Here is a 21,536-nt window from a genome sequence, read left to right as displayed (position 1 = left end):
CATGACCATGGTTCAAGATCAGGCGGCTCCTCAGGTGCTCGCGGCCGAGGAGCGGTACGCGACCGAGCTGGCGTTCCTCGCCGCCCACGACGACGGCCCCCGGCCGCCCGGGTGGGTGCTGACGCCGCGCGCGGTGGTGACGTTCGTGTGCGGCAGCGGCGACGAGACGCTGGAGCTGCCCAAGGACCGCCGCGCCGACGGCCTGCCCGCGCGGTTGCGGGTGCCGGCCAAGTTCGTCGGGGAGCGGGCGCTCGTGGAGCGGTGCGTCGTGACGCTCGCCGGCGAGCGCGGGCTGCTGCTCGTCGGCGAGCCCGGCACCGCCAAGTCGATGCTGTCGGAGCTGCTGGCCGCCGCCGTGTGCGGCACCAGCGCCCTCACCGTGCAGGGCACCGCGGGCACGACCGAGGACGCCTTCCGGTACGGCTGGAACTACGCCCTGCTGCTGGCCCAGGGCCCGAGCAGGACGGCGCTGGTCGACTCGCCCGTGCTCACCGCCATGCGGTCGGGGCGCGTGGCCAGGGTCGAGGAGATCACCCGCTGCCTGCCCGAAGTCCAGGACGCCCTGGTGTCGATCCTGTCCGACCGGCGGGTCAGCGTGCCCGAGCTGGCCGGGAGCGAGGACGCGCAGGTGGCGGCGGCGTCCGGGTTCACCGTGATCGCCACGGCCAACCTGCGTGACCGCGGCGTCTCCGAGATGTCGGCCGCCCTGAAGCGGCGCTTCAACTTCGAGACCGTGGGCCCCATCGCGGACGCCGCTGCGGAGACCTCGCTCGTGCGGCGGCAGGCCACGGCCGTCGTGGAGCGGGCCGGGGCCGCCTTCGGGGTGGACGACGCCGTGATCGAGGCGCTGGTGACCGTCTTCCGCGATCTGCGGTCGGGGCGGTCCGACGAGGGCTGGGACGTGGAGCGGCCCGGCACGGTGATGTCCACGGCCGAGGCCGTGCAGGTGGCCGCCTCCCTCGGGGTGGCGGTGGCCTACCTGCCCGCCGGTGACGTGCTCGACCTGGTGCCCGGTCACCTGCTCGGCGTGGTCCGCAAGGACGACCCCGCCGACCACGGACGGCTGCTCGGCTACTGGGACGGGCCGGTGCGGCGCCGGGCCGAGGACGGGTCGGCGATGTGGCGGCGGCTGTGGGACCTGCGGGAGAACCTCCGTTGACCGGGGGCGTTGTCGGGGAGGACCCTCGGCGGGTGGTGGCCGCTCTGGCGGCGTCCGCCCGGCCCTACCTGCTGGGGGTCCGGCACCACAGTCCCGCGCTGGCCGCGGTCCTGCCCGAGCTGCTGGAGGCCGCGGACGCCGAGGTGGTGTGCGTCGAGCTGCCTGCGGACTTCCAGCCGTGGCTGGAACACCTCGCCGCGCCCGAGACGGTGGCGCCGGTCGCGCTGGCCGGGACGAACGCGGAGGGCGGGCTCGGGTTCTACCCGTTCGCCGACTTCTCGCCCGAGCTGGTGGCGATCCGGTGGGCGTGGAAGCGCGGAGTGGAGGTGCTGTGCTGCGACCTTCCCCTGGGCGACCCGGGCTGGCACTCGGCACCGGTTCCCTCGGACGCGGCGCCGGCCCCCTCGGACGCGGCACCGGTCCCCTCGGACGCGGCACCGGCCTCCCTGGACGCGGCACCGGTCCCCTCGGACGTAGCGCCGGCCTCCTTGGACGCGGCGCCGGCCCGCTCGGACTCGCCCGGCGAATCCGAGCGGCGGAGCTCGTTCGCCGACGCGCTGGCCGCCTCCGCGAGCGGGCGCGACGGCGACGACATGTGGGACAGGGCCGTGGAGGTCCTCGCTCCCGGCTGTGAGCCCGAAGCGGTACGCCGGGCGGCGCTCGGCGTCGGCTGGGCCCTGCGCAGGGACGCGGAGACGGGTGGGGGTGTGCAGGAGCGGGATCTGGCCCGCGAGTCCCACATGCGCCGCGTCATCGCGGGGGCGGCTGCGGACGGGCGGCGGGTCGTGGCGGTGATCGGCGCCTTCCACGCCCCTGCCCTGCTCACCGCCATTCCGGCGGGAACCGCCACTCCGGCGGGAACCGCTGCCCCAGCGGGAACCGCCTCCGCTGAGGGCACCACCGCCGCTCCCGCGACGGACGCCGCTTCCCCGTCGAAGCCGGCGACGGCGCAGCCGGTGACCTCGCTCGTCCCCTATGCGTTCGACCTGCTCGACTCCCGATCCGGCTACCCCGCCGGCATCCGGGACCCCAGGTGGCAGCAGGCCGTGTTCGAAGCCGGAGGTGATCCCGACCGGGTCAGAGACGGCGCCGCCCGGGCGATCACCGACCTGTGCAGGGAGATGCGGGCCGCCGGCCACACGGCCGGCACCGGGGAGGCCGTCGAGACGTTGCGCCTGGCCTGCGACCTGGCACGGCTGCGCGGCCTGCCCGCCCCCGGCCGGAGCGAACTGCTCGAAGCGATGACCACCGTGCTCGGTCAGGGCGAACCCCTGGGCCGGGGCCGGGCACTCGCGCGGGCCCTCGACACGGTCTTCGTCGGTACGGAACGCGGCCGCACCGCCCCCGGCACCCCGCGCTCAGGACTCGGCCCCGCGGTCGAGGCCGAGCTGACCAAGCTGCGGCTGCCGGGCCCGGACAACCCGGAGCGGCGCGAAGTACGCCTCGACCCGCTCCGCTCCGACCTCGACTCCCGCCGCGAGATCCTGCTGCAGCGCCTGCTCGTCTGCGGAGTCGGTTACGGCGAGCCGCTGGAGGTGGCGGGCACGGGTGACGCCGCCGCCCTCAGCACCAAGTGGCGGCTCTCCTGGACCCCGGCGGTGCCGGCGCTGCTGGACCTGGCGGGCGTCCGCGGTGTGACGCTCGCCCAGGCCGCGGCGGGGACGTTGCGGGAGGCGTACCGGAGGGAGTCGGCGGCGGGCGGGCCCACGTGCCGGCTGATCCTCGACAACCTGCGCGGAGCGGCCCGGTGCGACCTGCCCGAACTGGTCGCCGACCGGCTCGGCGACGCGGCGGAAGCGCTGCCCGCCACCGCCACGTTCGCCGAACTGCTCGACGCCCTCGACCTGCTGGAGGCGCTCCGCCGCGAGCACCTGCCCGGCACCACGCCGGAGGGCCGCGACCAGGCCGCCGAGCTGGGCGGCACCCTGATGGAGGCCGCGGTACGCGCGCTGCCCGGCCTCGCGGGCAGCGACGATCCCGAGGACGCGGCCGCCCTGGTCGCGCTCGCCACCCGGGCGGGCGAAGACCGGCTCGGGCTGCGGATGGACGACACGCTGGGGGAGCTCGCGCGTACGGCGTCGCCGCTCATGCAGGGGGCGGCGCTGGCGGCGCGGGTCCTGCTGGACCTGGACGGGGCCGACGAGCTCGGCGCGCGGGCGGCCGGCTGGATCGACAACGCCACGGGCCAGGACGGCCGCCGCCGGCTGAGCCGCCTGCTCACCGGCGTACTGACGGCCGCCGGGCCCCTGCTCCAGGCGGCGCCGGCGGCCCTCGACCCGCTCATGGACCGCATCGACGACCTCGCCGACCAGGGCTTCCTCGATCGGCTGCCGGCGTTGCGCGGCGGGTTCGACACGCTGACCCCGGCGGCGCGTACCCGGCTGCTGGGGACGGTGTCGGAGCGGCTCGGAGACCGGCTCGACGTGGTGCTCACCGCGCCACCCGAACTGCTCGGCCTCTGGACCGCCGCCGACAGCGCCGGCCTGGCCGTCCTCCGCTCACTCGGCCTGGCCATGGCCGAGGTGCCGGACAGCGCAGAGGATCTCACCGACGACCGTCCGGACGATGGCGGGCGGCCGGATCGAGAAAGGGCCGAGGCGCGGCGGCTGGGACCGGTCGATCGTTGGCGGCTGCTGCTCGGACGGGAGTCCGACCAGCTTCCGTCCAGCGCCCGGGCCTACGCACGAGCCCTGGACGAGCTGTACGGAGCCGGACGCGGCGAGGGCTCGGACGACTTCGCATCGCCGGACGGAGGCGGCCAGGGCGAGTCGTTCCCCACGGCCCGCGAATGGGCGGAGGAGCTGGAGGCGCTGTTCGGGACCGACGTACGCGAGGAGGTGCTGGCCAGGGCCGCCGACGCGGGGCGTACCGATGTGGTGGCGGAGCTGGACCCGGCCTCCGTACGGCCGTCCGTCGAACTGCTGACCTCGGTGCTGTCCATGGCCGGCGGCCTGCCCGAGCACCAGCTGGCCAAGCTGCGGCCCCTCGTCAAGCGCCTGGTCGCCGAGCTCACCCGCGAGCTGGCGACGAAGATGCGGCCCGCGCTGACCGGGCTGGCCAACCCGCGCCCGACCCGCCGGCCAGGTGGGCGGCTGGACCTGCCGCGTACCCTGCGGGCCAACCTCCAGCACAGCCGGCGCCTTGAGGACGGGCGGCTGGTGGTGGTGCCGGAGCGGCCGGTGTTCAGCACGCGGTCCAGGCAGGAGGCCGACTGGCGGCTGATCCTCGTGGTCGACGTGTCGGGCTCGATGGAGGCGTCGGTGATCTGGTCGGCGCTGACCGCCGCCGTGCTGGCGGGGGTGCCCACCCTCTCCACCCACTTCCTGACGTTCTCCACGCAGGTCATCGACCTGACCGACCAGGTGACCGACCCGCTCTCACTGCTGCTCGAAGTCCGGGTGGGCGGCGGTACGCACATCGCCGCCGGGCTCGCCCAGGCGCGCTCGCTGGTGAGCGTGCCCAGCCGGACGCTCGTCGTGGTGGTCAGCGACTTCGAGGAGGGCTATCCGATCGGCGGCCTGCTCGGTGAGGTACGCGCGCTGGCCGGGTCCGGCGTGCACCTGCTGGGGTGCGCCGCCTTGGACGACAGTGGCGTACCGCGTTATTCGCTGCCCGTCGCCCAGCAACTCGTCGCGGCCGGGATGCCGGTCGCCGCCCTCAGCCCGCTCGCCCTGGCCCGTTGGGTGGGCGATCGCCTTCGCGGAGAGAACCGGTGAATCCATCAGACGTTTCTGAGCACGGGGGGCCGTTGCCTCCCGTGGCGCCGCAGGTGGTCGCCGCCGCCGTGGAGGGGCTCACCTCCCGGTTGCGGAAGAAGCTGGATGCGGCGGTCGAGCAGTACGCCGCTCTTCCCGTCGAGGTCGTGGAAGGGGAGGGGGTACGGATCCAGTGCGGCGAGGACGCCGTGGTCACGCTCTCACTCGGGATGATCACGGAGGAGGACCAGGTACGGTGCAGTTGCCTGCTCGCACCCCGGTGTCTGCATCGGGCCGCCGTCCTGAGCGCCTGCCCGGTGGCCGACCCGGCCGCTGAGGAGGGCACGGGGCAGCCACCCCTGGCCGACCCTGCCGGCACCGGACACTCGCCCCTTCCGTCCGGAATGGGTGGCGGGCCGGCGGCGGGCGGCGTCACGCCCGCCGGAGGTGGCCACGCGGCCGCTGAAACCGGCGCACAGCCGGCCGCTGAAATCGGCGCGCAGCCGGCGGCCGGCATCGGTGGACGGCCGGCCGCCGCAGACGGTGAGCCGCACGCGCCTGCCGGAATCGGCCGGACGCCGACAGCCGGGGAGGGGCGTGCAGCGCCGATCGCCGGTGGGAAGCCGGCGGCGGAGGCCGTGGGAGCGGCTTCGGCTCAGACGGAAGTCGTGGGGCCTGTCGCACCGAGTGCGGCTCAGGTGGCGGCTGGGGCCGGGTTGTGGGCGGCCGGGGCGGCCGTGCTGGCTGCCGGGGTGCCCGCGGCCGGTGCGGTGCCGCAGGCCGAGTTGCTCAGGGCCGCCCATACCGCGCGTCTGGCGGGGCTGCCCAGGGCGGAGGCGGCGGCCGTACGCGTCGTGCGTGGGCTGCGGTCGGCGCGTGCGGCGCACGGCGGCCACCGGCTCACGGACCTCGTGTCGGCACTGCGCGAACTCCTGCTCATCGCGGGCCGGCTGGCCGCGGCCGATGCCGACCCGGCGCTGATCGGCACCGTTCGCCGGAACTACGAACAGGGCGGCAGCCTCCGCGTCTACGGCGTCTTCCGCGAACCGGTGATCAGCGCCACCGGATACGGTGGCGTCGTCACCCATGTCGTCACGGCGGACGGACGCTGGTTCTCCGTCTCCGACGTGCGCCCCGGCGGGTCGGCGCGCGCCCGTGGCGCGGGCACCGCGACCATCGCCATCGGAACGGCCATGCTCAGCCACGCCCAACTCGCCAGGGCCGGGTTGCTGATCGCCGGCGCCACGGTCTCGCCGGACGGCCGTCTCGGGGCGGGCAGTGGGGTACGCGCCACGCCGGTGAGCGGCATGCCGTGGACCGAGGGCCCGATGGCCGCCCTGTTCGCACGTCCGCTGAGCGATGCGGCCCGAGCCCGGTTGTCCGGGGCGGCCTGGAGCGAGGACGACACGGCGGACGAGGCTCGCGAGCCGGTCGGCTGCGACCTGGTGATCGTCGGGGCGGCCGGGGACCACGTGCTGGCCCGCGAGCTCACGGACGGGGAGGACACGGACGGACCGCTGATCCACCTCGTACCCGCGAGCCGGCACCCCGACCTCGCCCATGTCGCCAACCTCCAGCGCCTCGCCTCCCGGCCAGGACTGCGGGTACGGGTCGTGGGCCGAGTCGAACCCGACCGGGCGGCCACCCTGCAGCCCTTGGCGGTGGGACCAGTACCGGACACCGAGGCGACTCTCAGATTGCCCGACGACTGGCAGGGCCGGGCCGACCTGGGCTACGACCGCCTCCAGGGCTCCCACCTTCCCCCACCCGACGCCATCACACCACCGGGCCAGGGCGGCCAGACGGACCCGTTGGCGGGCGCACCTTTGTGGCGGGTCCGGCGCCTGGTCGAGCTGGCCGTCGCCGGTGGCCGCCGCGCCGTTGCGGAGTCGGGGCGCAGCGGTGACTTCAAGTCTCAGGAGGTGTCGCTCCGCCGCTCCGGCTTCCGGTCCGCCGCCGACCTTTCGAAGACGCTCACTTCGGAGGCCGACCGACGCGAACGGGACGTCTTCGGACGACTGACCGACTCCGGCTCCGACCGGTACGTACGGGCCTGGCTTGCTGCGGCCACCCATCTCGTCGCCACGGAGCGAGCCTTGATCAAATCCTCCTGGCAGTCACCCTCCTGACCCAAAGACGCACCCCATCGAACATGATCAGGAAGGCCCTGGTTGGGCCGCCTTGCGCGGCTGGGTCGCTCTGGCGGGCCCGGATCACCCTGCGTGGTCCTGGCCCGCTTTGCGTTGCTCGGGTCGCCCTGAGCGGTCCGGGTCGGCTTTGCGTGGCCCGGATCGGCCTGTGCGGTCTGGATCGCCCTGCGTGAGCCGGGTCGCCCTATGCGGTCCGTATTGCCCCGTGCGAGTCGGAGCGGCCTACGCGAGGCGGATGGCGAGGAGGACGGCGAATACGAGCAGTGCGACACCACACCCCGCCTCCAGCAGCCGTACAGCGAGCGGCGGCAGAGCCCTGCGCAGAAGAGCGATGAGGCCGGCCGAGACAAAACACCAGGCCAGTGAGGAGGTCATGAATCCGGCGAAGAAGACGGCCAGCGCGCCCAGGCCCGCGCTCTGGCCCAAAGCGGAGCTGACGGCCCCAGCGGCTCCCGACCAGTAGACGATGTTCCACGGGTTGCCCAGCGACATGGCGGCCCCCACCACGAGCGCTCCCCGGCGGCCGTCCCCACGCACGTCACGGGCCGGACGACCGCCCTCGGGCCCGCCGTCCCCTGGCCTGGCGCCTGAAGGAACGGCCCCCTCCAGGGCGCTGTTGGCCTGCGTGGCCGGCTCTGGGTGCGGTTCCGTGGGTGTAGAAGGGCGGGGAAAGGCGGCGTCACGGAGGGCGGTCAGGCCGAGCCAGCCGAGCAGAAGGCACCCGACGACCGTCAGCGGGACACGCAGGACGGGGACCGTGAACAGCGCGCCCACGCCCGCCAGCCCCAGCAACGCCCACACGGCGTCCCCCGCCAGCGACCCCACCTGCACCGCGAACGCCGGCCGGAACCCGCCCCGCACACCCCGGCGCAACGACTCACTGAACACCGCGCCCGGTGCCGCGTTGAACACCAGCCCCACCCAGAAGGCCAGCATGAAGATCTCGGACATGACGTTCACTCTCCCGGCCGGACCCCGAGGAGTCTTGTCAGATGTTGATGGCCCGGTAGCGGCCGGGCGTGATGGCGTACGCGGCCAGGAAGTGCCGATGGAAATGCGCCTGGTCGGCGAACCCCAGCCCATGGGCCACCTCGGCCACCGGCTCACCGCGCCGCAACCTGCGCCGCCCCTCCGCGAGGCGGGCCTGCAGATGCCAGGCGTAGGGCGGGCAGCCGGTCGCCCGGGTGAAGGAACGTACGAGGTGCTCGCGTGACATCCCGGCCTCGTGAGCGAGGTCGGCCAGGCGCGGCGCGCTGGTCAGATCGCCGCGCAGCCGATCCAGCACGGCGGCGATCCTGGCGTCCCCGGCCGCCGGAAGATCGGCCGGCCGGCGGGCCGCGACGGAGATCAGATCGAGCAGGCGGAGGAGCACGAGCGTCAGCCGCTCCTCCGTCAGCCCGGTATCCCAAGCGGTCAGGTTCGTCGGCCCGGTCAGGCCGAGGGGGATTTCCGCCGACCCGGTCACACCCAGATCCGGCGTGGCCTCCGCCGATCCGGTCCCGTACGTGGCCGGGCCAGGGGAGGTCGCCGGCGGTCCGGCCTCGTACGCGGTCAGGTCGTGGGCGGTCTTCAGGAGGTGGGCGCGGAGACGTGGGGCTCGTACGACCGGGCGTTCGAAGTCCGGTGGTGGGCCTCCGGTCAGGGCGGTGAGGGTGGATGGCGGGACGTACCAGCTCACACAGGTGAACGCCGCCCCCTCCGGAGCGTGCGTGGTGCACGACTGGACCTGGCCGGGGTTGTACACCGTCACCTCGTCCAGATCGACCTCGAACGAGGACCGGTCCAGCCGTACCCGCTCACGCCCGCAGAGGTTGACGCCGATGACGTACTCGTCGTGGCTGTGCCGGGGGAAACCGCCCGACGCCGGCGTGAGGACGGCGAGTTGGGTGCCGTTCACGTCCCTGACCTGCATGCCGCAAGATTAGGTCATACGGGAGGAACCAGGACGAAGTACCGGTCGAGCAGAGCCTTGTCGCCTCGGACGTCGAGTTCGTCGGCCGGGAGCCGGTGCCAGAGGAACAGCATCAGGTCCGACGCCGTACCGGCCGCCTCCACGTCCGCCGCGCCGCCGTCCCCCAGCCGCACGTGCTCCCCGTCGAAGTGCACCACCCACTCACCCGGCCCATCGGTACGCCGGAAGCCGAACCGTTCGCCCGCCCCCGCCGGCGCCTGCGTCAGGAAGCGCCGCGCGGGCGCCATGACCTCGAACGTCTGCGTGACCGCGTCGGCCGCGATCTCCTCGTGGATCGGCCGCGCCGCGCCGATGGCCAGCTCGGCGTCCCAGCGGTGGACGGCGGCCTCGATCGTCTGCATCCGCAGCCAGAACCCGACCGTCTGATCCTGCTCCCACCAGGTCCACGCGAACTCACCCGGCTCGCGCTCCCGGAACTGCCGCTCCAACTGGTCCGCCCCCTCGGCGAACCAGTCGAGCAGCGTGAGCGGGATCGGCCCGAAGGTGGGCGACCGGTCGGGGGCGGGCCAGCCCGTCATGTCCGCCGGCAACTCGCCGGCCATGAGCTGGGCAGGGTCGGGGAACCCCTTGAGCCGGTCCCTGATGACGGCGGTCACCATCCGTTGCACCCCGCTCAGGTGACCCACGAGGTCGGACATCGTCCAATCAGGACATGACGGTACGGCGGGCGCGTCGCCGTCGTCGGCCGCCTGACGGGCGGCGTCGTGGAATGCGCGTACTTCCCGGTGGAAATGTGCGGCAAGCTCCATGGTCCTCACTGTGCCCCAGGCCGTGTCCCTGCCTCCACCGGGTTTTGGGCCGGGTGTGGCTCCTGGCGCCGATGGTCGAACCGGCGATGAGCCCGGTGGAGAGGCAGGTGGCTCAGGCGGGGGTCAGGCGGGGGTCAGACGGGAGGCCGGCCGGGGCCAGGCGCGGGGTCAGAAGGGAGGTCGGCCGGGGCCAGGCGCGGGGTCAGGCGGGGGAGCAGATGGGCGGCGGCCGCGACGGCCAGGGCGGCCGCCACCAGGCCGGCGCTCACCCATACCGGTGCGCGGAAACCGAACCCGGCCCCGATGACGACCCCGCCCAGCCAGGGTCCGAGTGCCGCGCCGACGTTGAACGCCGCCGTGGCGAATCCGCCGGCCAGGGTGGGCGCGTCGGTGGCCGCGTACAGGACCTGGGAGATCAGTGTGGAGCCCACCGCGAACGACAGCGTGCCCTGGACGAAGACCAGCACCACGGCCGGCACCAGCGCTCCGGCCGAAGCCGCGAAGAGGGCCCACCCGGTCACCAGGGCCGGCCCGCCGACGACCAGCAACAGCGTGGGCCGTACGTCGGCGATCCGCCCGCCGATCGTCACCCCGGCGAACGACCCCAGCCCGAACAGCGCCAGCATGCCCGGCAGCCACGCGGTCCCGATCCCGCTCACCTCCGTGAGCAGCGGCGCGAGGTAGGTGAAGGTGCAGAACGTACCCCCGTTCACCAGTGCCCCCAGCGCGAGGAGCACCAGCAGCCGGGGCCGCCGCAGCGCTCGCAGCTCGTCTCGCGCCCCGCTCTCGCGGACGCCACGAGCAGCCGGTACGGACTTCAGGACCGCGACGATCGCCGGCACCAGCGCGATGGCCACCGCCCAGAACGCCGACCGCCACCCCCAGAGCTCACCGAGCAGCGCACCGCCGGGCACCCCCGCCACGCAGGCGATGGTGACCCCGCCGAGCAGGATGGAGGTGGCGCGACCCTTGGCGTCCGGGGGCGCCAGGCCGATGGCGGTGGCCATGGCGACCGCCAGGAACCCGGCGTTGGCCAGCGCCGCCAGCACGCGGGTGACGAGCAGTACCTCGTAGCTGGTGGTGAGGGCGCCCACCACGTGTACGAGCAGGAAGACGACCAGGAAGGTCAGCAGGGCGGACCGTCTGGACAGCCGCAGGCTCAGCACCGCCATCAGCGGCGCCCCCACCACCATCCCGGCGGCGAACGCCGAGGTCAGCAGCCCGGCGGCCGGAATGGACACGTGCAGGTCCCGCGCGATGCCGGGCACGAGCCCGGACAGCATGAACTCGGACGTCCCTTGGGCGAAGACCGCCAGTCCGAGCAGGTAAACAGCGAAAGGCATGACAAAACTCCGCGACCACGTCGTGGATCGACATGAGGAAGCGGGCAGGAGTGAAGATCGACCCGCCGCGCCGAGGCATCCGGCAGGAGACGGGATCAACCCGCCGTGCCGAAGCACTCGGCGGAAGGCGAGATCGATTCGCCGTGCCGAAGCAGCCGGCGGGGGAGTAGGTCGTCCTGCCGCGCCGAGGCGCCCGGTACGCGGTCGCGAAGTGCGACGCGTCACCCGGGCGCTACGAAATCCACAGATCCGATGGCGCGAACGAAGTCGCCCCGGCCTGACAGGCGGGACGGCAGCGCGGAGCAGCCACCGGACGACCGGTGGCTAGCGTCTTGATGCCTCGGGGCTGGACATGAAGGCCAAGGTAGCAACCCCACGGATCCGCGTCGAATCAACTGTACCGGTCAGCCGGTACAGTAATAGGCGTGCCACGACCCAGTTCCAAGGAGCGGCTGCTCGACGCGGCCACCGAAGTGCTGCTCTCCGATGGGGCCGAATCCCTCACCCTCGAAGCCGTCGCCAAGCGGGCGGGCGTGTCCAAGGGCGGCCTGTTCTACCACTTCCCCACCAAGCAGGCCCTGGTCGCCGGCATGGTCCGGCGGCTGACCGAGGCTTTCGACGACGCGCTGGCCCGCGCGGGCGACCGCCCCGGCGACTTCCTGCGGGCCTACGTCGCGGCCACCATCCCCGAGCGACACCCCAACACCGCCGCCGCAGCCGTCGGCCGCACCGCCGACGACACGGTCCACGACTTCCCGGCCGACCGTGTCACCGCCGCGTTGCTGGCCGGGGTGCTGGTCGATCCGGCCGGGCTGGAGCCGTTGCGGGAGAGGTTCGCGGCCTGGCAGGCGCGGCTCGTCGACGACGGCATCGACCCGGCCGTCGCGACGGCCGTACGCCTGGCCGTGGACGGGTGGTGGGCGGTCAGGCTGCTCGGGCTCGGCGAGCCGGATCCCGCGCTGCACGAGCGCACCCGCCGCTACCTCATGGAGGAGATCGACCGTGCCACCCGTCCCTGAACCGGACACCAAGGCCGTGTTGCCCGTCACCAAGGCGCTGATGCTGGTCACCGACCTGGGGTTCGTGGTCTACTTCGCGATCACCGGGTTAGGGCTGATCCCCCCGGAGTGGGCGTTCGCCGACTACGCCGACCCCATGATGATCGCCTGGAACTGGTCGTTCCTCTGGATCGACCTGCCGGCCAGCGCCACCGGCCTCCTGAGCCTGATCCTCCTCCGCCGGAACGAGCCGACCGGCCCGCCCCTGATGTTGGTGTCGCTCGTGCTGACGATGGCCTCCGGGCTGATGGCGATCGCGTTCTGGACCCTGCGCGGCGACTTCGACCTGACCTGGTGGGCGCCGAACCTCTACCTCATGATCTTCCCCATCCCGGGAATCGTCTGGCTCACACGGAGAATTGGGCGCTCTGCACGTACTCCATCGCCTTCGTGAACTCCGGGTCGCTCATCCGGCGCGTCATCTCCTCCTCCGAGACCTCCTCGATGCGGGTCTGGATCCACCACAGGTTCCCGAACGGGTCGCGGACGCGGCCCACCCGGTCGCCCCAGTACAGGTGCGTGACCTCCGTGACCGACGTCCCGCCCGCCTCGACGGCCCGGCGGTGGGTGGCGTCGGCGTCGGGGACGTACAGGCGCAGGAAGGCCGGGGTGGGCGCCGCGCCGGCCCTGGCGTCGACCAGCATCACGATGGCGTTCCCGATCCGTACCTCGGCGTGCCCGACGCGCCCCTCGGCGTCGGTCACCCGGCCCAGTTCGACGGCGTCGAACGCGGTCTCGAGATAGCGGATGATCCCGGCCGAGTCCTGGGAGATGATCCACGGCGTGATGGTGGTGTAGCCCTCGGGGATCGGGTTGACGGTCATGGTTTCCTCCAACGGAAGCGGAAGCGAATGCCTACGAACGACGCTATTCCGGGAGTAGGTCAGAACCTGTCCTACATGTCGGGCATTCTGGAAGACATGAGCGACTCCCGCCTCCTCACCCTCCTGTCGCTGCTCCAGACCCCGCGCGAATGGCCGGGCGGCGAGCTGGCCGACCGGCTCGGGGTCAGCCGCCGGACGGTACGCCGGGACGTCGAGCGCCTGCGCGACCTCGGCTACCCGGTCGAGGCCACGATGGGCGCGGCCGGCGGATACCGGCTGGTCGCGGGTGCGGCCATGCCGCCGCTGCTGCTGGACGACGAGGAGGCGGTGGCCATCACGGTCGGCCTGTCCACCGCCGCCCGGCATCCGGTGCAGGGCATCGAGGAGGCGTCCGTACGGGCTCTTGCCAAGCTGGAGCAGGTGCTCCCGGCCCGCCTGCGCTACCGGGTCAGGGCGCTGAGCGGCGCGACGGTGCCGATGCCCGCCGTCGAGGGCCCCCAGGTCGACCCCGGGCGGCTCACCGCGCTCGCGGCGGCGGTGGCTAACAAGGAGCGGGTACGGTTCGCGTACCGGACGAATGACGGCACCACCACCAGACGGTTGGTGGACCCGCACCGGATGGTGGCGGCCGGGCGGCGCTGGTATCTGCTCGGCCACGACCACGACCGCGACGACTGGCGCATCTTCCGCATCGACCGCATCGACGACGTGCGGGCTACGGGTGCCAGGGTCGTGCCGCGCGAACCGCCCGCCGGTGACGCCGCCGCCTACGTCGCGGACCAGCTCTACTCGCTGGCGGCCACGTACGAGGCCGTCGTCACGCTGCGGGCACCCGTCACGGAGGTGGTCAGGGCGCTCGGCGAAGTCACCCCGATCGGCGAGCGGGCCTGCCGCGTCCGCATGCACGCCGACACCCTCGACTGGCTGGCCTTCCGGCTGACGACGCTGGGCTGCGAGTTCGAGGTGCACGAGCCACCCGAGCTGACCGCGCACCTGCGCGCCCTGGCGGCCCGCCTCACCCGAGCAGCGGGCTGACCCCGGCCAGGAACTCCAGCACCATCGGGCTCGCCACCTCCCTGAACTCCTCGAAGTAAGCATGCCGCGCCCCTTCGATGAGCCGCAGCTCCGCCCCCGGAATCCGCTCGGCCAGCAGCGGCGCGTTGGCCGCCGGGTTGAACACGTCGTCCGTCCCGTGCACGATCAAGGTCGGCGCGGCGATGCCGGGCAGCGCGTCCCAGGCGTCATGCCCCGCGCTCGCGGCCAGATGCCGCCGCCGGGCATGCGCCGGCATCCGGGGGTCGCCGGTCGTGTAGTGCGGCCCTGGATGCGTGGCCAGCCAGCCAGGCGTGTACATCAGCTCCAGTACCGCCCGCCTGGCCGCCTCCCGGTCCGGCTGCACCAGTGACTTGCGCACGTCGTTGCTCCGCTCGACCCCGTGAACGCCACCCGGCGACGTACACCCGAGCACCAGCCCCCCGACACGCGCCGGATGATCGGCCGCCACCCACTGGGCCACCCGCCCGCCCATCGAGGTCCCGTACACGTGCGCCCGCCCCACACCCACCGCGTCGAGCACGGCCGCCACGTCGGCGGCGAACCCCCGCGTCGTGTACGGCACGTCCGGTTTGTCGCTGTCGCCGGTGCCCCGCCAGTCGAAGGTGATGCTCTGATAGGCCCCGAAATCCGCGCGTACGGGATCCCACCAGCGGTGGTCGTTGGCCTGCCCCTGCAGCAGCACGAGAGGCGGCCCGTCGCCGCGTACCTGGTAGGACAGCTTCACACCGTCGGCGGTGGTCGTGTAAGGCACGCCTCCGATGGTCCCGCACACCGTGACGTGACAAGAACCCGGGGGCATGATGTCCGGTACGCCGTCCCGGCTCCGACGTCTCCGCTGAAGGACCCACGATCAAGGAGATTCGATGAAGTACATGATCCTTTCGTACGCGTCCCAGCAGGACTACGAGGCCATGGCCGGCAAGCACACCACCAAGGCCGAGTGGACCCCGGAGGACATGGCGGCCATGGCGGAGTTCATGACGACCGTCAACAGGGAGCTGGAGGAGTCCGGCGAGTTGGTCGAGACGCGCGGCCTGGTCGCGCCCGTGCACACCCGCAGGGTCGGCGCCCGCGACGGCGTTCCCTACGTCACCGACGGGCCCTACGCCGAGACCCAGGAGGTGCTGGCCGGCTACTGGGTCGTGGAGTGCGCCGGCATCGACCGGGCCGTCGAGATCGCCGCCCGCCTGGGTCAGTGCCCCTACCCGGGCAACGCCTACGACAACGCCTACGCCGACATCCGGCCCATCGCCGAGTCGGCCGAGGACATGGGGTTCTGATCGGCGGCGCCCCGGCCGAGGGCCTGCTGCGCGAGCTGGCGCCGCAGGTCCTCGGCGCGCTGGTCCGGCGTTTCGGGCACTTCGCCACCGCCGAGGACGCCGTACAGGAGGCGCTGCTGGCGGCCGCGCTGCAGTGGCCGGCGGAGGGCGTACCGGACAATCCGCGCGCCTGGCTCATCACGGTGGCCTCGCGGCGGCTGACCGACCTGCTGCGGGGCGAGCAGGCGCGCCGCCGCCGCGAGGACGTCGTGGCGGCCTGGGCGCTGCCGCAGGACCGGCTCGCGCCGGGCGCCGACCAGCCGGTATCCGCCTCGGACGACACGCTCATCCTGCTGTTCATGTGCTGCCATCCGTCGCTGTCGCCGCCCTCGCAGATCGCGCTCACGCTGCGGGCGGTGGGCGGTCTGACCACCGCCGAGATCGCCCGCGCGTTCCTGGTGCCCGAGGGCACGATGACCAGGCGCATCACCCGCGCCAAGCAGCGCGTCAAGGACAGCGGCCTGCCGTTCCGGCTGCCGCGCGGCCCCGAGCGCGCCGAACGGCTCGGCGCGGTGCTGCACGTCCTCTACCTGATCTTCAACGAGGGGTACGCCAGCACGTCAGGGCCCGACCTGCAGCGCGCGGAGCTGGCGGCGGAGGCGATCAGGCTGACCCGCATGGTGCATCGGCTGCTGCCCGGCGACCCCGAGGTGGCCGGGCTGCTGGCCCTCATGCTGCTCACCGACGCCCGCCGCCCGGCGCGCACCGGGCCGGACGGCGCGCTGATCCCGATGGCCGAGCAGGATCGGGGCCTGTGGAACGCCGCGTACATCGCCGAGGGCGTCGAACTCGTGACCGGCGCCCTCTCCCGGGGGCGGCCGGGGCCGTACCAGCTCCAGGCGGCGATCGCGGCCGTGCACGACGAGGCGGCCACGGCGGAGGAGACAGACTGGCCGCAGATCACGGCCCTGTACGAGCTGCTGATGCGCGACTCCGACAACCCCATGCTGGCGCTCAACCACGCCGTCGCCGTGGCCATGGCGCGTGGCCCGGAAGCCGGTCTCGGCCTGCTCGACGGCCTCGGCGACCGGCTCGCGGACGACCACCGCCTGTACGCCGTCCGCGCGCATCTGCTGGAGATGTCCGGCGACCACGCGGGCGCCCGCGACTCCTACGAGGAGGCGGCCGGGCGCGCCATGAGCCTGCCCCAGCAGCGCTACCTGCACGCGAAGGCGGCCCGCCTCAAAGACGGTTGACGGAGTGAGTACTCACTCCGTACTGTCGAAAGCATGACGGACACCACAGGCCGGCGTCGTGCGCCGGCGATGAGCCCAGAACAGCGCCGCGAGATGATCGTCCGCGCGGCCCTGCCCCTGGTGGTCGAATACGGCACCTCCGTGACCACCGCCCAGGTCGCCCGCGCGGCGGGCATCGGCGAAGGCACGATCTTCCGTGCCTTCGGCGACAAGGAGACGCTGCTGGCCGCCTGCATGGCGGAGGCGGCGCGGCCGGACGACACGCTCGCCCACGTCGCCTCGATCTCCCTCGACCAGCCACTGGCCGAACGGCTGGTCGAGGCGGCCGACACGATGCGCAGCCACCTGGCCCGCATGGGCGCGGTCGCCGGCGCCCTCGCCGCCTCCGGCGGCCTCCGCCGTGAAGCCGCCCTGAGGGAAGCCCAGGCCGAGGGAGAGCGTTCGCCCGCGTTCAGCCGCGAGGCGTCGATGGCCGCCAGCCGGGACGTCCTGACCGGCCTGTTCGAGCCCGACCGCGACTCCCTCAGGCTGGCCCCCGAACAACTCGCCGAGGCGTTCCAGTTCCTGACGATGGCGGTGGGCAGGGGCGCGTCCCCGCTGACCTCGGCCGAGTTGGTCGACCTGTTCCTGCACGGCGCCCTCAAGGAGTGACCGGCCTCTACGACGACCTCACCGCCGGCCGGCGCGGGGCGGTGACGTACGCGCTGCTTGGCGGCCTGCCGGCCGGCCACGCCGGTTGGCGATCGCCTGGATCGGCGGCGTGGCCGGTTTGCTGGCTTTTGCGGCGATTCTCCTGGCGCCCGCGCGACTCGCCGGAAAATAATCGGCCGCGCCGGGGAATGTACGGCCCCCAGGTGTGGTTACATACAGCGTGGCCGGTGTGTCCAGTGTCCCCGGGCCTCACCTATTGCCTTCGCGGACTACCGTTCGGCTGGAGCCGCGTTGTGCCTTTCGCCGAGAGGCGACCTGCACACCGGTACACGCACTCGTGAAGCGCCCGCCCTCTCCGGAGGGCGGGCGTTCACGCGTTCAGGACCTTTCGTAGTACGGGTCCGTGACGCCTCCGGGCGAGGCCAGCGTCTCCGTGTCGACCCCGGTCAGCCGGGCCCCCGCCTGATACGCGCTGTCCAGGAACTCCAGCACGGCGCCCACCGGATCCTCCATGACCCGTACGTCGTCGTACCGCAGCACCGCCAGATGGCTGCCCCGGGCGGCCAGCCACTCGGCCTGGGCCGGGCGCAGCGGCTCGCGCTCCAGCCCGGCCGGCTCCGGCGCGGTGTAGCTGTAGAAGGCCGGCCACGGGCGTTCCTTGTCGCCAAACCAGAACCCGGAGCTGATGACCTCCCAGCTATAGGCCTCCCGGGCGACCGGGTCGGTATCAGGCGAGACCCGGACGACACGCCCGGTGAACCGGGAGACCGCGATGTCGAACGTGTGCCAGAAGTGGTGCACCGGGCTCGTCTTGCCGGCGAAGTCGGCGGCGAAGCGGTCGAGGAGCTGCACCACCTGCGAAAGGATCCGCCAATATCGGTTGATGAGCACCGGGTCGTAGCGCGCGTGCAGGGTGTCCTCGGCGAACGGCGTGTCGTCGCCCATGTCGAACGGCACGGCCCAGATCTCCGGCCGGATGCCCAGCCCGGCCAGCGTCTCGAACAGCCGGTCGTGGAACGACGCCACCGACCTGCCGATCAGGCTGAACTCCGAGCTGCGCCCGTCGAACACGTCCACCACCAGCCGGTGGCGGACCAGGTCGAAGTCGACACAGAACAGCGGCTGCTCGCCCAGCCCGCCCATCGGCCGGGTCGTCAGCCCACGCCCGGTCGGGTGGAAGGGGACCTGCCACCAGTGGTTGCGCCGGTTGCTCGACGCGAGCCGGATCTTCCCGACGATCTGCGCGAACCGGTGAAAGGTCTCCTTGGCCTCCGTCCACTCCGCGAGCGGCATGGCAGGGAACAGCTCCATGACGGCCCCCCTCCGGCCTAGAGCGTTTCCCCGCAATCGTAACTAATCGTAGTGTTCGGGCAGCTCACAGGGGTCACCCGGAGCTGACGTACTTCCTCGGACGCAGGGCGTGGGCACGCAGCGCCGCCAGCGCGGCGAGCTGTCCCGGGCGGTCCATCCGCACGGCCAGCTCGTCGCTGAACGCCAGCCCGAGGGCCGTGAGCTGGGCGACCAGGTCGGCGACCGGCGCCGCCACGTCGTCCACGGTCCTGGCGGGATGCCAGCCCTCGCCGCCCACCACCTCGGCCACCCGCTCGCGCAGCTCGCCCGGCGACATCAGCGTGCCGTTGGCCAGCAGCATCAGCGCGGCCTCCCTGGCCGACACCTCGAACTCGTGCTCGCCCCTGGCCAGCAGCAGCCGGGTGACCGCCCGCCACATGGACTTGGGCGACTTGAGCAGCCGCTTGCCGTAGTCGGTGATGACCAGCTTGGCGCCGTCGCGGCTGATCGCACCCAGCTCGCGTTCGGCCAGGTCGCGCAGCCTGAGCGCCTCGGGGGACGGCGCCAGCCGCAACGGCAGGCTCTCCCCTGAAGCGGCCAGGGACAGCAGCCGGTGCAGCGCGGGCAGCGGCTGCGGGGTCACGGGGGCGTGCAGGCGTACCTCGAACGGCTGCGCCAGCTCGCGCCTGGCCGGGCCGCGCCCCAGCACCCAGCGGTTGAGCCGCTCGCCGTGCACTCGGTTGAGCCAGCTGTCCCCGCCCAGTTCGGTGCGGGGCTCGGTCAGCCAGCGGCGGGTCAGGGCGGCCCGGTCGACCTCGTCGCCGGCCAGGATCGCCAGTTCGAGCGCGGCGGAGCAGGCGATGTGCGCGCCCAGCTCCTCCGGCCCCATGATCATGCTCCACTGGAGTTCGGGCACGTCGGGCGGGAGCACACCCGTGGCTTCGAGCGCCTGCTGGTAGGCGCTGGTGCCCGCGTCCTCGCCCTCACGGGCGTAGGTGCGCAGGATCTTGAGTGTCGTCGGGGACACGCACAGGGCGGCGTATCGTTCCAGGCCGCCGAGCTGGAGCAATCGCCCCAGGGAACGTGCCAGGCGCTCGTGGTCGCCGTCCGCCTTGAGCGGCCCGACCTTGATCGGCAACGTGTACCAGAGAAACTCGCAGACGTCGAGCTGGGTCACCGTCTCCAACGGCTCCCCACCCGTCAACCATTCGACGGCGGTCCTGGCCTCCTCGGCCAGGTCCGGCTGAGATCGCTCCAACTCGGCGAGTAGGGCGGTGACATCCGGTGCACTCATGCCTCGAAGTTTGCCGTATCGACCCCGGGCCTGACGATGACCGAATCCGGTGCGTATTGGGTCTTGCACAGCGACTACCTTAAGAAACCGATCATATCCACCGTTTTTCGAACAACATGCGCGCCTTCCACTCCGTGTACGGGATCAGCTCGGCGGACAGGACGGGATGCAACCACCAGAAGTTGATGAGCGCGAGCAGCGCGAAGGCGCCCACGACAGCGGCCCCCACTGTACGCCGTACCGGCGTGGCGCCGCCCTTGGCCGCCGGGGCCGAAGGCCCGATCAGCAGCCCGGCGCAGAGCGTGATGGCCAAAATCATGAACGGCACCATCGGGATGGCGTAGAACAGGAACATCGTGCGGTTGTCGGCCAGCGCGAAGTAGAACCACGGCAGCCAGCCCATGCCGTAGGCCAGCAGCACGGCCCCGGCCCGCCAGTCGCGCGAGGAGACGTACCAGGCGATCAGGGCCACCAGCGCGGCCACCGCGCCGAACCAGATCACCGGCGTGCCCACCCCGAGCACGGCCTCCGAGCAGTCCTTGACGCCGCAGGTCTCCTGCCTGCCCTCATACCAGAAGGCGACGGGACGCAGCAGCAGCGGCCACTGCCACGGCTCGGACATGTAGGGGTGCGAGGTCTCCAGGCCGCTGTGGAAGGTGAACACCTGCCACTGGTACTGGATCCACGACCGCATCGAGTCGAAGACGAAGAAGAGCGGGTTGCCCGCCGAGGTGGCCTGGTCCCAGTTGCGGCCGTAGCCGCCCGCCGTGGCGAACCAGCCCGTCCAGGTGGCCATGTAGGTCACGAACGGCACGACCGCGAACGCCACGAACCCCTGGGGCACGTCCTTGGCGACCGCCCCCCGATACGGCCGGCGCAGCCCCACGGCCCGCCGGGCGCCGAAGTCCCACAGCAGCGACATGATCGCGAACGCCACCGCGAACGCCAGCCCCGACCACTTGACCGACATCGCCAGGGCCAGGCACACCCCGGCCCCGATCCGCCACCACCTGATGCCCAGCGACGGCCCCTGCGGTGAGATGGGCGAGCTCTCGTACCAGGCGACCAGCCGCTCCCGCGCCTGGTCACGGTCGACCACCAGGCAGGCGAACGCGGCCAGCACCCAGAACATCAGGAAGATGTCCAGCAGCGCCGTCCGCGAGAGCACGTAGTGCAGGCCGTCGAGGGCCAGCAGCAGGCCGGCGAAGCAGCCGAGCAGCGTCGAGCGGGTCATCCGGCGCGCCACCCTGGCCAGGATCAGGATGGACAGCGTCCCGATCACCGCCGCCGCGAACCGCCAGCCGAACGGGTTGAGCCCGAACATCCACTCGCCCACGCCGATCATCCACTTGCCCAGCGGCGGGTGGACGACGTAGGAGGCGCACTTGTCGAGCTCCTGAGGGGAGCACGACTGCCAGATGTTGAGGTTGCCGGCGAGGATCGCCTTGTCCGCGTCCTTGATCGTGACCCGCTCGACCCAGTGGGTGATGAGCGAGAACGCGTCCTTCATGTAATACGTCTCGTCGAACACCACGGCCTTGGGATGGCCGAGGTTGATGAAACGTATGATCCCGCCGAACACCATGATGAGCAGCGGCCCGACCCACCCCCAGAGCACGCTGCCGCGCATGGGAGGTATGACCCGATCGCGTACGGACCGCGTCTGAGGATGGCTCTCGCCGACCTCCGAGCTGTCGTAGGCCTGGTACGGGGAATCGGTCACCGCCATTCGGACATCGTACGGGCCCCAGAGCGGTGGTTACCCAAGAAACACGGTCTA

At 72.6% G+C, this 21,536-nt stretch carries 18 protein-coding genes; 9 read left to right on the top strand and 9 right to left on the bottom strand.

The window, feature by feature from the left end; all coding sequences use genetic code 11:
* Position 1 precedes the first annotated feature (1 nt).
* The 3 genes from C4V41_RS36475 to C4V41_RS36465 are packed head-to-tail and all read left to right on the top strand — an operon-like array spanning position 2 to position 6,983.
* The gene (locus tag C4V41_RS36475; RefSeq protein WP_103960525.1) at positions 2-1,159 is read left to right on the top strand and encodes an ATP-binding protein; all 1,158 of its coding nucleotides are present in this window, start codon (positions 2-4) and stop codon (positions 1,157-1,159) included.
* 32 nt (positions 1,160-1,191) lie between these two features.
* A complete protein-coding gene (locus tag C4V41_RS36470; RefSeq protein ID WP_235030596.1) occupies positions 1,192-4,875 on the top strand; it encodes a vWA domain-containing protein in 3,684 nt (1,227 codons plus the stop codon).
* A 41-nt stretch (positions 4,876-4,916) separates the two neighbouring features.
* Positions 4,917-6,983: an SWIM zinc finger family protein gene (locus C4V41_RS36465; RefSeq protein WP_235030607.1), complete on the top strand. Its 2,067-nt coding sequence runs from the start codon at positions 4,917-4,919 to the stop codon at positions 6,981-6,983.
* A gap of 243 nt (positions 6,984-7,226) precedes the next feature.
* On the opposite strand, the gene C4V41_RS36460 is transcribed toward C4V41_RS36465, so the two are convergent.
* The 4 genes from C4V41_RS36460 to C4V41_RS36445 form a co-directional block, all read right to left on the bottom strand.
* Positions 7,227-7,955: a LysE family transporter gene (locus C4V41_RS36460; RefSeq protein ID WP_103960522.1), complete on the bottom strand. Its 729-nt coding sequence runs from the start codon at positions 7,953-7,955 to the stop codon at positions 7,227-7,229.
* 37 nt (positions 7,956-7,992) lie between these two features.
* Positions 7,993-8,916 carry a helix-turn-helix domain-containing protein gene (locus tag C4V41_RS36455; protein WP_103960521.1) on the bottom strand — a complete coding sequence of 308 codons (924 nt, stop codon included), beginning with the start codon at positions 8,914-8,916 and terminating at the stop codon, positions 7,993-7,995.
* 14 nt (positions 8,917-8,930) lie between these two features.
* Positions 8,931-9,725 carry a maleylpyruvate isomerase family mycothiol-dependent enzyme gene (locus C4V41_RS36450; protein WP_103960520.1) on the bottom strand — a complete coding sequence of 265 codons (795 nt, stop codon included), beginning with the start codon at positions 9,723-9,725 and terminating at the stop codon, positions 8,931-8,933.
* A 134-nt stretch (positions 9,726-9,859) separates the two neighbouring features.
* Positions 9,860-11,068: a Cmx/CmrA family chloramphenicol efflux MFS transporter gene (locus tag C4V41_RS36445; RefSeq protein ID WP_103960519.1), complete on the bottom strand. Its 1,209-nt coding sequence runs from the start codon at positions 11,066-11,068 to the stop codon at positions 9,860-9,862.
* Positions 11,069-11,493: 425 nt separating this feature from the next.
* Between C4V41_RS36445 and C4V41_RS36440 the strand changes: the two genes are divergently transcribed.
* Together C4V41_RS36440 and C4V41_RS36435 are read left to right on the top strand one after the other, a co-directional pair.
* Positions 11,494-12,087, top strand: a complete 594-nt coding sequence (locus tag C4V41_RS36440; RefSeq protein WP_103960518.1) for a TetR/AcrR family transcriptional regulator — start codon at positions 11,494-11,496, stop codon at positions 12,085-12,087.
* Positions 12,071-12,520 carry a DUF5360 family protein gene (locus C4V41_RS36435; RefSeq protein ID WP_200824458.1) on the top strand — a complete coding sequence of 150 codons (450 nt, stop codon included), beginning with the start codon at positions 12,071-12,073 and terminating at the stop codon, positions 12,518-12,520. Before C4V41_RS36440 ends, C4V41_RS36435 begins: the two co-directional genes overlap by 17 nt.
* Here C4V41_RS36435 and C4V41_RS36430 read toward each other — a convergent pair.
* The gene (locus tag C4V41_RS36430) at positions 12,474-12,950 is read right to left on the bottom strand and encodes a VOC family protein (RefSeq protein ID WP_103960517.1); all 477 of its coding nucleotides are present in this window, start codon (positions 12,948-12,950) and stop codon (positions 12,474-12,476) included. The two genes, C4V41_RS36435 and C4V41_RS36430, sit on opposite strands and share 47 nt — an antisense overlap.
* A 96-nt stretch (positions 12,951-13,046) precedes the next feature.
* Between C4V41_RS36430 and C4V41_RS36425 the strand changes: the two genes are divergently transcribed.
* On the top strand, positions 13,047-13,985 hold the full coding sequence (locus C4V41_RS36425; protein ID WP_103960616.1) for a helix-turn-helix transcriptional regulator: 939 nt from the start codon (positions 13,047-13,049) through the stop codon (positions 13,983-13,985).
* Here C4V41_RS36425 and C4V41_RS36420 read toward each other — a convergent pair.
* Entirely contained in the window at positions 13,966-14,757 is a 792-nt protein-coding gene (locus C4V41_RS36420) for an alpha/beta fold hydrolase (protein WP_103960516.1), read from the bottom strand. The genes C4V41_RS36425 and C4V41_RS36420 overlap by 20 nt on opposite strands.
* Positions 14,758-14,869: 112 nt before the next feature.
* On the opposite strand from C4V41_RS36420, the gene C4V41_RS36415 reads away from it, so the two are divergent.
* Genes C4V41_RS36415 through C4V41_RS36405 form a run of 3 tightly spaced genes read left to right on the top strand, consistent with a single transcriptional unit; the run spans position 14,870 to position 17,172 of the window.
* Positions 14,870-15,286 carry a YciI family protein gene (locus C4V41_RS36415; RefSeq protein WP_103960515.1) on the top strand — a complete coding sequence of 139 codons (417 nt, stop codon included), beginning with the start codon at positions 14,870-14,872 and terminating at the stop codon, positions 15,284-15,286.
* On the top strand, positions 15,286-16,521 hold the full coding sequence (locus tag C4V41_RS36410) for an RNA polymerase sigma factor (protein WP_103960615.1): 1,236 nt from the start codon (positions 15,286-15,288) through the stop codon (positions 16,519-16,521). Before C4V41_RS36415 ends, C4V41_RS36410 begins: the two co-directional genes overlap by 1 nt.
* A 33-nt stretch (positions 16,522-16,554) precedes the next feature.
* Complete coding sequence (locus C4V41_RS36405; RefSeq protein WP_235030595.1) at positions 16,555-17,172, top strand: TetR/AcrR family transcriptional regulator; 618 nt, start codon at positions 16,555-16,557, stop codon at positions 17,170-17,172.
* A gap of 378 nt (positions 17,173-17,550) precedes the next feature.
* On the opposite strand, the gene C4V41_RS36400 is transcribed toward C4V41_RS36405, so the two are convergent.
* The 3 genes from C4V41_RS36400 to C4V41_RS36390 all read right to left on the bottom strand — a co-directional run bounded on the left by C4V41_RS36400 (position 17,551) and on the right by C4V41_RS36390 (position 21,485).
* A complete protein-coding gene (locus C4V41_RS36400; RefSeq protein WP_103960513.1) occupies positions 17,551-18,483 on the bottom strand; it encodes a DUF5996 family protein in 933 nt (310 codons plus the stop codon).
* A gap of 73 nt (positions 18,484-18,556) precedes the next feature.
* A complete protein-coding gene (locus C4V41_RS36395; protein WP_146103919.1) occupies positions 18,557-19,756 on the bottom strand; it encodes a hypothetical protein in 1,200 nt (399 codons plus the stop codon).
* Positions 19,757-19,847: 91 nt separating this feature from the next.
* A complete protein-coding gene (locus C4V41_RS36390) occupies positions 19,848-21,485 on the bottom strand; it encodes a dolichyl-phosphate-mannose--protein mannosyltransferase (RefSeq protein ID WP_103960511.1) in 1,638 nt (545 codons plus the stop codon).
* Between the last annotated feature and the right edge of the window lie 51 nt (positions 21,486-21,536).

The sequence above is a fragment of the Nonomuraea solani genome (assembly GCF_900108335.1).
Classification (GTDB): domain Bacteria; phylum Actinomycetota; class Actinomycetes; order Streptosporangiales; family Streptosporangiaceae; genus Nonomuraea; species Nonomuraea solani.
The sequence above is the reverse complement of the archived record's forward strand: the minus strand, read 5'-3'. Positions and strand labels throughout refer to the sequence as shown.

Coding starts and splice junctions, on each gene's coding strand:
- C4V41_RS36415 (WP_103960515.1), top strand. CDS start 14,870: ATGAAGTACATGATCCTTTCGTACGCGTCCCAGCAGGACTACGAGGCC.
- C4V41_RS36475 (WP_103960525.1), top strand. CDS start 2: ATGACCATGGTTCAAGATCAGGCGGCTCCTCAGGTGCTCGCGGCCGAG.
- C4V41_RS36430 (WP_103960517.1), bottom strand. CDS start 12,950: ATGACCGTCAACCCGATCCCCGAGGGCTACACCACCATCACGCCGTGG.
- C4V41_RS36400 (WP_103960513.1), bottom strand. CDS start 18,483: ATGGAGCTGTTCCCTGCCATGCCGCTCGCGGAGTGGACGGAGGCCAAG.
- C4V41_RS36445 (WP_103960519.1), bottom strand. CDS start 11,068: ATGCCTTTCGCTGTTTACCTGCTCGGACTGGCGGTCTTCGCCCAAGGG.
- C4V41_RS36425 (WP_103960616.1), top strand. CDS start 13,047: ATGAGCGACTCCCGCCTCCTCACCCTCCTGTCGCTGCTCCAGACCCCG.
- C4V41_RS36390 (WP_103960511.1), bottom strand. CDS start 21,485: ATGGCGGTGACCGATTCCCCGTACCAGGCCTACGACAGCTCGGAGGTC.
- C4V41_RS36450 (WP_103960520.1), bottom strand. CDS start 9,725: ATGGAGCTTGCCGCACATTTCCACCGGGAAGTACGCGCATTCCACGAC.
- C4V41_RS36405 (WP_235030595.1), top strand. CDS start 16,555: ATGACGGACACCACAGGCCGGCGTCGTGCGCCGGCGATGAGCCCAGAA.
- C4V41_RS36460 (WP_103960522.1), bottom strand. CDS start 7,955: ATGTCCGAGATCTTCATGCTGGCCTTCTGGGTGGGGCTGGTGTTCAAC.
- C4V41_RS36455 (WP_103960521.1), bottom strand. CDS start 8,916: ATGCAGGTCAGGGACGTGAACGGCACCCAACTCGCCGTCCTCACGCCG.
- C4V41_RS36395 (WP_146103919.1), bottom strand. CDS start 19,756: ATGAGTGCACCGGATGTCACCGCCCTACTCGCCGAGTTGGAGCGATCT.